The sequence below is a fragment of the Streptomyces sp. NPDC059037 genome (assembly GCF_042740015.1).
Taxonomy (GTDB): Bacteria; Actinomycetota; Actinomycetes; order Streptomycetales; family Streptomycetaceae; genus Streptomyces.
In genome coordinates this window covers 1-13,033 of the sequence record NZ_JBHYIG010000025.1, presented here as the reverse complement: position 1 = coordinate 13,033, position 13,033 = coordinate 1, and the positions used below count along the sequence as shown (strand labels likewise).

The following is a 13,033-nucleotide window of genomic DNA, read 5'->3' as shown; positions in this document are numbered from 1 at the left end:
CAGTGCCTTTGCGCGCGCGTGGGTTCTGTGTGAAACACCGCCCGGGGGTGCAAACTCCAGCCCGTCGAGGGGGTCCCCCCTGCTCTTTAAGAGCTTGGGGGAGTTTGAGGACGAACTCGGCGGAGCCGGTGACAAGACGGTGCCCCGGGAGCGGTTCCAGCCCGGCGCAGCCCCTAGTGCGCCGCCGACTCCCAGTCCCCGCCGTCCCCCACCGAGACATCCAGCGGCGCCCGCAGCGACACCGCTCCCGCCATCTCCCGGCGGACGATCTCCTCCACCTTGGCGCGCTCGCCCGGGGCGATCTCCAGGACGATTTCGTCGTGGACCTGGAGCAGCATCCGCGAGCTCAGCTTCGCCTTGGTCAGGGCCGCGTCCACGTTCAGCATGGCGATCTTGACGATGTCGGCGGCCGTGCCCTGGATCGGGGCGTTCAGGGCCATCCGCTCGGCCATCTCACGGCGCTGGCGGTTGTCGCTGTTGAGGTCCGGGAGGTAGCGGCGGCGGCCCAGCATCGTCTCCGTGTAGCCCGTCGCGCGGGCCTCGTCGACGGCTCGGCGCAGATAGTCGCGTACGCCGCCGAAGCGCTCGAAGTACGTGTCCATCAGTGAACGGGCCTCGCCCGCCTCGATGTTGAGCTGCTGGGAGAGACCGAACGCGGAGAGGCCGTACGCCAGGCCGTACGACATGGCCTTGATCTTGCGGCGCATCTCGGCGTCGACGTCCGGGCGCTCCACTCCGAACACCTGCGAGGCGACCGTGGTGTGCAGGTCCTCGCCGGACGTGAACGCCTCCAGGAGGCCCTCGTCCTCGGAGAGGTGGGCCATCACGCGCAGTTCGATCTGGCTGTAGTCCGCGGTCATGAGCGACTCGAAGCCTTCGCCGACCACGAAGCCGCGGCGGATCGCCCGGCCCTCGTCCGTGCGGACCGGGATGTTCTGCAGGTTCGGGTCCGTGGAGGACAGGCGGCCCGTCGCCGCGACCGTCTGGTTGAAGGTGGTGTGGATACGGGTGTCCGCGGCGATCGTCTTGATCAGGCCCTCGACCGTGACGCGGAGCTTCGCCTGCTCGCGGTGGCGCAGCATGATGACCGGCAGTTCGTTCTCGGTCTGGGACGCGAGCCAGGCCAGGGCGTCCGCGTCCGTGGTGTAGCCGGTCTTGGTCTTCTTCGTCTTGGGGAGGTTCAGCTCGCCGAAGAGGACTTCCTGGAGCTGCTTGGGCGAGCCCAGGTTGAACTCGTGCCCGGCCGCCTCGTGCGCCTCCTTCACCGCCTGCTGCACCGCGCCCGCGAACTGCTGCTCCATCGCCTCCAGATGGGCGCGGTCCGCCGCGATGCCGTGCCGCTCCAGGCGGGCCAGGAGGATGGAGGTGGGCAGTTCGACGTCCTTGAGGAGGTCGGCCGCGCCGACCTCCTGAAGCTTCTCGCCGAAGGCCGTGCCCAGGTCGAGGATCGTGCGGGCCTGCGCCATCAGCGACTCGGCCTCGGCCTGGTCGTCCTCCTCCGTACCGAAGGCGAGCTGGCCGTCGGCCGCCGATGCGGGCGCGAGCTCACGGCCCAGATACTCCAGGGACAGGGCGTCCAGGGCGAAGGAGCGGCGGCCCGGCTTCACCAGGTACGCGGCGAGTGCCGTGTCCATGGTGACGCCGTCCACGGTCCAGCCGTGCTCGGGGAAGACCCGCATCGCGCCCTTGGCGTTGTGCAGGACCTTGGGCTTGTCCGGGTCGCAGATCCAGGCCGCGAACGCGTTCTCGTCGGCCTCGTCCAGGCGGGACGGGTCGAACCAGGCGGCCGCTCCCCCGGCCGCCGCGAGGGCCACCTCGGCCACCGAGCCCGTGCCGAGCTGCCAGGTGTCGACCGAGGCCACGCCCAGGACCGCCGTGCCGTGCTCGGCGAGCCACGGAGCCAGCTCGCCCGCGCCGAGCACCGTGCCGTCCAGCTCTACGCCGGGCTCCGCCGGGGTCTCCTCGGCCTCCTCCGCGCCGGGGTCGACGGCGAGCAGCCGCTCGCGCAGCGAGGGGTTACGGATCTCCAGGGTGTCGAGCACCATGGCCAGGGCCGTGCGGTCGTACGGAGCGCGCTCAAGATCGGTGACCGTCCTGGGCAGCTCGACGTCGCGCACCATCTCCGTGAGCCGGCGGTTCAGCTTCACCGCGTCCAGGTGATCGCGGAAGTTCTGCCCGGCCTTGCCCTTGACCTCTTCGGCGCGCTCGACCAGGTCGGCGAAGGAACCGAACTGGTTGATCCACTTCGCGGCGGTCTTCTCGCCGACACCGGGGATGCCGGGGAGGTTGTCCGACGGGTCGCCGCGCAGGGCCGCGAAGTCGGGGTACTGGCCGGGCGTGAGGCCGTACTTCTCCTGGACCTTCTCCGGAGTGAAGCGGGTCAGCTCGGAGACGCCCTTGGTGGGGTACAGCACCGTCACGTGGTCGGTGATCAGCTGGAAGGAGTCGCGGTCGCCGGTGACGATCAGGACCTCGAAGCCGGCCTCCTCGGCCTGGGTGGCGAGCGTGGCGATCACGTCGTCCGCCTCGAAGCCGTCCACCGCGAACCGCACCGCGTGCATCGCGTCGAGCATCTCGCCGATCAGCTCGACCTGACCCTTGAACTCGTCCGGGGTCTTGGAGCGGTTCGCCTTGTACTCGGGGAACTCCGAGGAGCGCCACGTCTTGCGCGAGACGTCGAAGGCCACCGCGAAGTGCGTGGGCGCCTCGTCGCGCAGCGTGTTCGCCAGCATCGACGCGAAGCCGTAGATCGCGTTCGTCGGCTGGCCCGTCGCCGTCGTGAAGTTCTCCGCGGGCAGCGCGAAGAACGCCCGGTACGCCAGGGAGTGCCCGTCCATGAGGAGCAGGCGCGGGCGCGGCTCGCCACTCGGCTTCGTCGCGGTCTCGGACTTCTTCTTCGCTGCTTTTTCTGCCACGTCCCCGATCCTGCCACGCCCCACTGACAGTCAGGCCCAACCCTCACCCGCCGCCGCTCTGTCACTGCCGCGTGGGAGGATCGAAGACGTAGCTCACGCACGTGCTCGAAGGGGAGCCGACCATGGCAAGCAAGCCGCCCAAGGGTGATCCGGTCCAGGACGCGCCGCAGGTCGCACAGGTGCAGCACGCCGCCGCGGGGCTGCCCGCCATCGGTCATACGCTGCGGATGGCGCAGCAGCAGATGGGTGTGCGCCGCACGGCGCTGACCTTGCTGCGGGTCAACCAGAAGGACGGCTTCGACTGCCCCGGCTGTGCCTGGCCCGAGCCGGAGCACCGGCACAAGGCGGAGTTCTGCGAGAACGGCGCGAAGGCGGTCGCCGAGGAGGCGACACTGCGCCGCGTCACCCCCGACTTCTTCGCCGCGCACCCCGTCGCGGACCTCGCGACGCGCAGTGGGTACTGGCTGGGGCAGCAGGGCCGCCTCACCCACCCCATGTATCTGGCGGAGGGCGCCGAGCGCTACGAACCGGTCTCCTGGGAGCGGGCCTTCGACATCGTCGCCGATGAACTCGCGGCGCTGGAGAGCCCGGACGAGTCCGTCTACTACACCTCGGGCCGCACCAGCAATGAAGCGGCGTTCCTGTATCAGCTGTTCGCCCGCGAGCTGGGCACGAACAATCTGCCCGACTGTTCGAACATGTGCCATGAGTCGTCGGGCTCCGCGCTCACGGAGACCATCGGCATCGGCAAGGGCAGTGTCCTCCTGGAGGACCTCTACCACTCGGACCTGATCATCGTCGCCGGACAGAACCCGGGCACGAACCATCCGCGCATGCTCTCCGCCCTGGAGAAGGCGAAGAACAACGGCGCGAAGATCATCACGGTCAATCCGCTGCCCGAGGCTGGCCTGGAGCGCTTCAAGAACCCGCAGACGCCGCAGGGCATGCTCAAGGGCACCGCCCTGACCGACCTCTTCCTGCAGATCCGTCTCGGCGGCGACCAGGCTCTCTTCCGCCTCCTCAACAAGCTCATCCTCGACACGGACGGTGCGGTCGACGAGGAGTTCGTCCGCGAACACACCCATGGGTACGAGGAGTTCACCGAGGCCGCTCGGGACGCCGACTGGGACGAGACGCTCGCCGCGACCGGCCTGGAGCGCGCGAGGATCGAGGAAGCCCTCGCCATGGTCCTCGCCTCGAAGCGCACCGTCGTGTGCTGGGCGATGGGCCTGACCCAGCACAAGCACGCCGTGCCGACCATCCGCGAGGTCGTCAACTTCCTGCTGCTGCGCGGCAACATCGGCCGCCCCGGTGCGGGCGTCTGCCCGGTGCGCGGGCACTCGAACGTGCAGGGCGACCGCACGATGGGCATCTTCGAGCGGCCCGCGCCCGCCTTCCTCGACGCCCTGGAGAAGGAGTTCGGCTTCGCGCCGCCGCGCGAGCACGGCCTGGATGTCGTCCGCGCCATCAAGGCGCTGCGGGACGGCGAGGCGAAGGTGTTCTTCGCGATGGGCGGCAACTTCGTGGCGGCGTCGCCCGACACGGAGGTGACGGAGGCGGCGATGCGCAAGGCCCGCCTGACCGTCCATGTGTCGACGAAGCTGAACCGCTCGCACACCGTCACGGGCGCGCGGGCGCTGATCCTGCCCACTCTCGGCCGCACCGAGCGGGATCTCCAGGGCAGTGGCGAGCAGTTCGTGACGGTCGAGGACTCCATGGGCATGGTGCACGCCTCGCGCGGCCGCCTCGAGCCCGCGAGCCCGCATCTGCTGTCCGAGCCGGCCATCGTGTGCCGCCTGGCCCGCCGCGTCCTCGGCGCCGAATCGGCCACCCCCTGGGAGGAGTTCGAGAAGGACTACGCCACGGTGCGCGACCGCATCGCGCGCGTGATCCCCGGCTTCGAGGACTTCAACGCGCGCGTGGCCGACCCCGCGGGCTTCACCCTGCCGCACGCCCCGCGCGACGAGCGCCGCTTCCCCACGGCGACCGGCAAGGCCAACTTCACCGCAGCCCCGGTCGAGTTCCCCGCTCTCCCCGAGGGGCGGCTGCTGCTGCAGACGCTGCGCTCCCACGACCAGTACAACACCACGATCTACGGCCTGGACGACCGCTATCGGGGCATCAAGAACGGCCGCAGGGTCGTCCTGGTCAACCCCGAGGACGCCCGTGAGCTGAACCTCGCCGACGGGTCGTACGCGGACCTCGTCAGCGAGTGGAAGGACGGCGTCGAGCGGCGCGCGCCCGGCTTCCGGATCGTGCACTATCCGACGGCCCGGGGCTGCGCGGCGGCGTACTACCCGGAGACGAACGTGCTGATCCCGCTGGACTCGACCGCCGACACCAGCAACACCCCTGCCAGCAAGTCCGTCGTCGTACGCCTGGAACAATCAGGCACCGACTGAGCGTTCGCTCAGCGACAGCGACAGCACCAGCGACAACCGTGGACGACGAACGGAGCAGGGCCCCATGGGCGAGCAGCACAGCGTGAAGTTCCCGCAAGAGGTCATCGACGAGTACGCCGCGCTCGGCGTCGACCTGCCCGCCCTGTTCTCCGCGGGCGACCTGGGCACCCGGATGGGCGTCCAGATCCTTGAGGCCTCCGCGGACCGCGTCGTCGGCACCATGCCGGTCGAGGGCAACACCCAGCCGTACGGCCTGCTGCACGGCGGCGCGTCCGCCGTGCTCGCCGAGACCCTCGGCTCGGTCGGTTCGATGCTGCACGGCGGCAGCACGAAGCTCGCCGTCGGCGTCGACCTGAACTGCACGCACCACCGGGGCGCGCGCTCGGGCCTGGTCACCGGCGTGGCGACGCCTGTGCACCGGGGCCGCTCCACGGCGACGTACGAGATCGTCATCACCGATGAGCAGGACAAGCGGGTGTGCACCGCGCGGCTGACGTGCCTGCTGCGCGACGTGGAGCCCAACGGCTCCGCCGGATAAGCAGGTTGAGGGCGGGCGCCCGGCGCGCCCCGCACACTCCGGGCCCGCCCTACGCATTGTCGGAGCGATCGGCTCCGGTCTAGCGTCGGTGCATGAGGCACCGGAAACCGCGCTGTGCGCTCGCCTTCGCCGCTCTCCTGGCCGCCACCGGATGCGGGAGCTCCCCTTCCGCCGACGCCCCCGAACCCTCCCCGTCTCCCGCCACCACCTCCCCCGAAGACCTCTGCACGGCCCTGATCACCAAATGGGGGCGGCAGATCTACGACTCGGGCGAGGAGACGTACGGCGACTATCAGTCGATGGGCCTCTCCAACGGCCAGTACATGATCCTGCGGGACACCCTCGACCTGGCCCGCGCCGAGCGCAAACGCCAAGGCGCCGACGCGGGACGGAAGTTGATCACCCGGGAGGCCCGCGAGCGGTGCGAAGAGCGCTACCGCAACGGGGAGCCGAGCGGCGGGCCGTGGGTGTGAACGCCATCGGCCCCGTCGAACCCGGCGAAGACACCTACGACGCCCACGAGGCGCAAGGCCCCGCACATCTCGTACGCCCCCGCCCGCGCCTCACCCGTCGCCACCGCACCGCGCTGGCCCTCGCCGCGGCCGCCGCCGTAGGGGCCGCCTCCCTCGGCCTCTACCTGACCCGCCCTCGCCCTCCGGCGCCGCCGCCACCGCTCCATCCGTCGCAGACCGTGTCCGTGAAGTACGAGGGCGACATGACGCATCCACGGGCCGGCGAACGCACCTTCAGCTTCACCATCGGCGTCAGTCAGGACGCGGGTCCCCCGGTGTCCGTCAGATGGATCGCCCAGCCGTCAGCGGCCCTTTCGGTCACCGTCGCCCCCCATACCCCATTCACAGTGAAAACGGGAAGCCCTCGTACGGCACGAATCACCATGCACATTCGCGAATGTCGAAATGTGCCACGGAATGCCGGTCTCCCTTTCCTCGCCGTAACACTGCGTAATGCGCGCGCAAAGCAGACGCAGAGCTTCATCCTCGGCTCGGCGTACGCAAAAGATCTTTCCCGGGCCCTGACAGCTGCATGCCCCCGGAACACTGATGTCATGAGTAAAACACCCTGACAGTCCTGCAAGGTCTCAGCATGCGGGATGCGCCGAAGGTGGCGTATTCCGCCCCATCCACCCCCTGAGTTCCAGCCCCGAATACCCCCTGGCATAACAAGAGCGTCACACCTTTGGCCTGACCACTCCACCAGGAACAATTCGGCCCTTAGAGTCACGGCCAGTCACCGCGCCCACCGGATTCCTGTCAGTTCGGTTCCGCGCTCGACTCGGCCACCCAACAGGGGAGGGCCGTGCCAGGGGAAAGGACTGATCGTGCGTCAACGTTCGCTCATAGCCATCACCGCAGCACTCACCGCGGGGGCACTCACCCTCACCGCCTGTGGCTCACGCGACGACAAGGACAAGGGAGACTCCGCGGGCGGCGGCACCACCGTCGTCATCGGTGTCGACGCGCCGCTGACCGGTGACCTGTCCGCGCTGGGCCTCGGCATCCGCAACTCCGTGGATCTCGCCGCCAAGCAGGCCAACGAGAAGAAGTACGTCGACGGCATCACCTTCAAGGTGCAGCCCGCAGACGACCAGGGCCAGCCCGCTTCGGGCCAGACCAACGCCACGAAGTTCGTCGCCAACAAGGAAATCCTCGGCGCCGTCGGCCCCCTGAACTCCTCCGTCGGCGAGTCGATGCAGAAGGTCTTCGACGACGCGAAGCTCGTCCAGGTCTCCCCCGCCAACACCAACCCGGCCATGACCCAGGGCCAGGACTGGAACGGCGGCAAGAAGGTACGCCCGTACAAGGCCTACTTCCGCACCGCGACCACCGACGCCATCCAGGGCCCGTTCGCCGCGCAGTACCTGTACAACAAGGCCAAGAAGAAGAAGGTCTTCGTCATCGACGACAAGAAGACCTACGGCGCGGGCCTCGCCGCCACCTTCAAGGACGAGTTCACCAAGCTCGGCGGCAAGGTCGCCGGCACCGAGCACGTGAACCCGGACACGAAGGACTTCGGCGCCGTCGCCACCCAGATCAAGAACTCCGACGCGGACGTCGTCTACTACGGCGGCGAGTACCCCGCGGCCGGTCCGCTCAGCAAGCAGATGAAGAAGGCCGGAGCCAAGATCCCGCTGGTCGGCGGTGACGGCATCTACAGCGCCGACTTCGTCAAGCTCGCCGGCAAGGAAGGCAAGGGCGACTTCGCCACCTCCGTCGGCCAGCCCGTAGAGGAACTGCCGTCCGCCAAGGAGTTCATCGCGAACTACAAGAAGGCCGGCTACAAGGAGGCCTACGAGGCCTACGGCGGCTACTCCTACGACTCGGCCTGGGCGATCATCGAAGCGGTCAAGAAGGTCGTCGAGGACAACGACGGCAAGCTGCCCGACGACGCCCGCGCCAAGATCGTCGAGGCCATGCAGGACGTCTCCTTCGACGGTGTGACCGGCAAGGTCTCCTTCGACCAGTACGGCGACGCCACCAACAAGCAACTCACCGTGTACGAGGTCAAGTCCACCGAGGACCCGGCCAAGGGCTGGAAGCCCGTCGAGTCCGGTACCTACACCGGCTGACCCTCCCCGCAGCCCACGACACCACCGCGCGGGGCGCTGCCCTCTGCAGCGCCCCGCGCGGCGTCGCATCCGTCACCTGAGCCGTCCGGCCATCGCGAGGCCCCCCGCCGCCGCAAGCAGGCCGCACGGCACCGAAAGACTCGGAGGACCTGCGGTGCACGAACTGCCGCAACAGCTGGTCAATGGCCTGCTATTGGGATCCATGTACGGCCTGATCGCCATCGGCTACACAATGGTCTATGGCATCGTCCAGCTCATCAACTTTGCCCATGGCGAGATCTTCATGGTCGGCGGCTTCGGCGCCCTCACCGTGTGGCTCTGGCTGCCGGGCGGCACCAGCATGTGGCTCGCCCTGCCGCTCATGCTCATAGGCGCCGTGATCGTCTCCACCCTCATAGCGGTCGGAGCCGAACGCTTCGCCTACCGCCCCTTGCGCGGCGCACCCCGCCTCGCACCCCTCATCACCGCCATCGGCCTCTCGCTGGCCCTGCAGCAGGCCGTCTGGGCCTGGTACCCCAACGCAAAGTCGTCCCGCACCTTCCCCGAGATGCCCGGCGACTCCATCCACATGGGCTCCGTCACCATCCAGCCCGGTGACATCTTCCTGCTGATCACCGCACCGATCTGCATGTTCGCCCTCGGCTGGTTCGTGATGAAGACCCGCGTCGGCCGCGGCATGCAGGCCACCGCGCAGGACCCCGACACCGCCAAGCTGATGGGTGTCAACACCGACCGCGTCATCGTCGTCGCCTTCGCGATCGGCGCCGCCTTCGCCGGTATCGCCGCCGTCGCCTACGGCTTCCGGTACGGCGAGGTCCAGTTCCGCATGGGCTTCCTCTGGGGCCTCAAGGCATTCACCGCGGCCGTCCTCGGCGGCATCGGCAACATCTACGGCGCCATGCTCGGCGGCCTCGTCCTCGGCATCGCCGAAGCCATGGCCACCGCCTACATGAACGACATCCCCGGCATGAGCCAGCTCGGCGGGCAGTCCTGGGCCGACGTCTGGGCCTTCGTACTCCTCATCGTCGTACTCCTCGTCAGGCCACAAGGTCTCCTTGGCGAGCGCGTCGCGGACAGGGCGTGACATCCATGACCACACAGACCACTGCGGCCGACGCGCCCAGCCCCAAGCAGGACAACACCCCCACCGGCCTCATCGCCATCCCCGTGGGCACCGCCCGCGCAATGGCGACCGGCGGCGGCGTCCTCACCGTCATCTCCGCGTTCCTCGCCTGGACCTGGACCGCGGCGTTCCCCGGCGACCTCACCGTCTACGGCTACCCCGGTGGCCTCCAGGTGCTCGTCCTCATCGTCGGCGCCCTGACCGCGCTCCTCGGCCTCGCCTCGTACGGAGTCAAGGGCGTACGCGCCATCGCTCCCGGCGGAGCCGACGCCGCGCTCAAGTACGCAGCCCTCGCCGCCTTCGCCACCACCTGGTACACGCTCATCGCGATCAGCTACCAGCTCGGCGGGCTCGCCAACCTCGAGGTCGGCGGCTGGGTGGCCGGCGTGGCCACGCTCGCCGCCCTGCTCGGCGCCCTCGCCCTGCCCTTCAAGCGGCCGCACACCTACCCGGTCGACCCCGAGGACAGCGGCAGCGAGCAGTTCAAGCACCGCATGCGCAACGCGATGACCGTCTTCAAGGGCGCCTTCGCCGCCGAAGCGCCGCCCTCGCCGCGCAAGCTCTCCTCGTACATCGAGATCCTGATCATCATCGCGGCGCTCGCCGCGGGCCTGCTGGTCTTCACCTACGGCATCGGGACCGAGTACGACGAGCTCTTCATCGGCTTCCTGGTCACCGTCGGATTCGGCTTCGCCGCGCTCTCCAAGGCAGGCCTCGTCGCCCAGATCTCCACGTACACCGGGCGGCACCGCAACGTCACCCTCGCCGGTGCGTTCGCCGCCGCGGCGGCCTTCCCCTTCACCCAGAGCGACGACCAGTACGCCACCATCGGCGTGTACATCCTGATCTTCGCAACCGTGGCCCTCGGCCTGAACATCGTCGTCGGCCTCGCGGGCCTCCTCGACCTCGGATACGTCGCCTTCCTCGGCGTCGGCGCATACGCCGCATCCATGGTGTCGGGATCGCCCTCGTCGCCCTTCGACGTGCACCTGCCGTTCTGGGGAGCCATCCTCGTCGGCGCTGGCGCATCGCTAGTCTTCGGTGTGCTGATCGGCGCCCCGACACTGCGGCTTCGCGGCGACTACCTCGCCATCGTGACGCTCGGCTTCGGTGAGATCTTCCGGCTCGTCGCCATGAACTCCGACGGCACCTCGGGCCCGGACATCACCAACGGCTCGAACGGCATCTCCTCCATCCCGAACCTGAAGATCTTCGGCTTCGACCTCGGCATCGAGCACACCTTCGGCGGCTTCACCATCGGCCGCTTCGCGAACTACTTCTTCCTGATGCTGCTCATCACCCTCGTCGTCGTCCTCGTCTTCCGGCGCAGCGGCGACTCCCGGATCGGCCGCGCCTGGGTCGCCATCCGCGAGGACGAGACCGCGGCGCTCGCCATGGGCATCAACGGCTTCCGCGTGAAGCTCATCGCCTTCGCGCTCGGCGCCTCGCTCGCCGGACTCGCGGGCACGGTGCAGGCACACGTCACCTACACCGTGACGCCCGAGCAGTACCAGTTCGCCAACACGGTCCCGCCGAACTCGGCGTTCCTGCTCGCCGCGGTCGTCCTCGGCGGCATGGGCACCATCAGCGGCCCCCTTGTCGGCGCGGCGCTGCTCTACCTCATCCCGAGCAAGCTCTCCTTCCTCGGCGACTACCAGCTGTTCGCCTTCGGTCTCGCGCTGGCACTCCTCATGCGCTTCCGCCCCGAGGGCCTCATCCCCAACCGCCGCCGCCAGCTCGAATTCCACGAGGCCGAACTGGCCCCCGGCGACACGCCCCCTCCCACAGTCCTCAGCAAGACAGGGGCCTGAGCCATGACCACCGACACCACCACCAGCAAGGGCAGCGCCGCCGCGGCGCCGGCCGGCGAAACCGTCCTGGACGCCCGGGGCGTCACCATGCGCTTCGGCGGCCTCACCGCCGTGCGCTCGGTCGACCTCCAGGTCAACAGCGGCGAGATCGTCGGTCTGATCGGCCCGAACGGCGCGGGCAAGACGACCTTCTTCAACTGCCTCACCGGCCTCTACATCCCCAGCGACGGCGAAGTCCGGTACAAGGGCAAGGTCCTGCCCAGCAAGTCCTTCAAGGTCACCGCGGCCGGCGTGGCCCGCACCTTCCAGAACATCCGTCTCTTCGCCAACATGACGGTCCTGGAGAACGTCCTGGTCGGCCGCCACACCCGTACGAAGGAAGGCCTCTGGTCGGCCCTCCTGCGCGGCCCCGGCTTCCACAAGGCCGAAGCCGCGTCCAAGGCCCGCGCCATGGAACTCCTGGAGTTCGTCGGCCTCGCCGACAAAGCGGAACACCTCTCGCGCAACCTGCCCTACGGCGAGCAGCGCAAGCTGGAGATCGCCCGCGCGCTCGCCAGCGAGCCGGGCCTGCTCCTGCTCGACGAGCCGACCGCCGGCATGAACCCCCAGGAGACCCGCGCCACCGAGGAACTCGTCCTCGCCATCCGGGACATGGGCATCGCCGTCCTCGTCATCGAGCACGACATGCGCTTCATCTTCAACCTGTGCGACCGCGTCGCCGTGCTCGTCCAGGGCGAGAAGCTCGTCGAGGGTGACAGCGAGACCGTCCAGCAGGACGACCGCGTCATCGCCGCGTACCTGGGCGAGCCCTTCGAAGGAGACCCCGGCAGCACCGAGACCGGCGGCTCGGGCGACGAGGAGAACCACTGATGACCACACTGCTCGAAGTCGAAGACCTCAAAGTCGCCTACGGCAAGATCGAAGCCGTCAAAGGCATCTCTTTCAAGGTCGAAGCCGGCGAGGTCGTCACCCTGATCGGCACCAACGGCGCGGGAAAAACCACCACCCTGCGCACGCTCTCCGGCCTTCTCAAGCCGGTCGGCGGCACCATCCGATTCAACGGAAAACCACTGCGGAAATACCGCGCCGACCAGATCGTCGCGCTCGGCCTCGCCCACTCCCCCGAGGGGCGGCACATTTTCCCGCGCATGACCATCGAGAACAATCTCCGGCTCGGCGCATATCTCCGCAGCGACAAAGCGGGCATCGAAAAAGACATCAAGCGCGCCTACGAGCTCTTCCCCATTCTCGGGGAGCGCAGCAAGCAGGCCGCGGGCACCCTCTCCGGCGGTGAGCAACAAATGCTCGCCATGGGGCGCGCCCTGATGTCCCAGCCGAAACTGCTCATGCTCGACGAGCCCTCCATGGGCCTTTCGCCGATCATGATGCAGCGCATCATGGCGACGATCGCCGAGCTCAAGTCCCAGGGCACGACCATCCTGCTCGTCGAGCAGAACGCCCAGGCGGCGCTCTCCCTCGCCGACCACGGCCATGTCATGGAGGTCGGCAAGATCGTCCTGTCCGGCTCGGGGAACGATCTGCTGCACGACGAGTCCGTGCGCAAGGCGTACCTCGGCGAGGACTGAGCAGCACTTCGCGTACGGAGAAGGGGGGCCCCCCCCCGGGGGGGGGGGGGGGCGGGCGGGGCGGGGGAGGT

General features: G+C 68.8%; 9 protein-coding genes. 8 read left to right on the top strand and 1 reads right to left on the bottom strand.

Annotated elements, in window-relative coordinates:
• Nucleotides 1-173 precede the first annotated feature (173 nt).
• Nucleotides 174-2,915 carry a DNA polymerase I gene (gene polA / locus ACFWY6_RS08240; protein WP_384687427.1) on the bottom strand — a complete coding sequence of 914 codons (2,742 nt, stop codon included), beginning with the start codon at nt 2,913-2,915 and terminating at the stop codon, nt 174-176.
• A 122-nt stretch (nt 2,916-3,037) separates the two neighbouring features.
• Between polA and ACFWY6_RS08235 the strand changes: the two genes are divergently transcribed.
• From ACFWY6_RS08235 to ACFWY6_RS08200, 8 genes are all read left to right on the top strand, one after another.
• Nucleotides 3,038-5,317, top strand: a complete 2,280-nt coding sequence (locus ACFWY6_RS08235) for an FdhF/YdeP family oxidoreductase (RefSeq protein ID WP_384687426.1) — start codon at nt 3,038-3,040, stop codon at nt 5,315-5,317.
• A 64-nt stretch (nt 5,318-5,381) separates the two neighbouring features.
• On the top strand, nt 5,382-5,855 hold the full coding sequence (locus ACFWY6_RS08230) for a hotdog fold thioesterase (protein ID WP_360763433.1): 474 nt from the start codon (nt 5,382-5,384) through the stop codon (nt 5,853-5,855).
• A 92-nt stretch (nt 5,856-5,947) separates the two neighbouring features.
• Nucleotides 5,948-6,328 (top strand): hypothetical protein, encoded by a 381-nt coding sequence (locus tag ACFWY6_RS08225; RefSeq protein ID WP_384687425.1) that lies wholly within the window; start codon nt 5,948-5,950, stop codon nt 6,326-6,328.
• Between the two features lie 866 nt (nt 6,329-7,194).
• Nucleotides 7,195-8,442 (top strand): branched-chain amino acid ABC transporter substrate-binding protein, encoded by a 1,248-nt coding sequence (locus tag ACFWY6_RS08220; RefSeq protein WP_384687424.1) that lies wholly within the window; start codon nt 7,195-7,197, stop codon nt 8,440-8,442.
• A gap of 154 nt (nt 8,443-8,596) precedes the next feature.
• Nucleotides 8,597-9,526, top strand: a complete 930-nt coding sequence (locus ACFWY6_RS08215; RefSeq protein ID WP_365495070.1) for a branched-chain amino acid ABC transporter permease — start codon at nt 8,597-8,599, stop codon at nt 9,524-9,526.
• A gap of 5 nt (nt 9,527-9,531) precedes the next feature.
• Nucleotides 9,532-11,376 carry a branched-chain amino acid ABC transporter permease gene (locus ACFWY6_RS08210; protein ID WP_384687423.1) on the top strand — a complete coding sequence of 615 codons (1,845 nt, stop codon included), beginning with the start codon at nt 9,532-9,534 and terminating at the stop codon, nt 11,374-11,376.
• A 3-nt stretch (nt 11,377-11,379) separates the two neighbouring features.
• Nucleotides 11,380-12,246, top strand: coding sequence for an ABC transporter ATP-binding protein (locus ACFWY6_RS08205; protein WP_384687422.1), 867 nt, complete (start codon nt 11,380-11,382; stop codon nt 12,244-12,246).
• On the top strand, nt 12,246-12,962 hold the full coding sequence (locus ACFWY6_RS08200) for an ABC transporter ATP-binding protein (RefSeq protein WP_384687421.1): 717 nt from the start codon (nt 12,246-12,248) through the stop codon (nt 12,960-12,962). Before ACFWY6_RS08205 ends, ACFWY6_RS08200 begins: the two co-directional genes overlap by 1 nt.
• Nucleotides 12,963-13,033 lie beyond the last annotated feature (71 nt).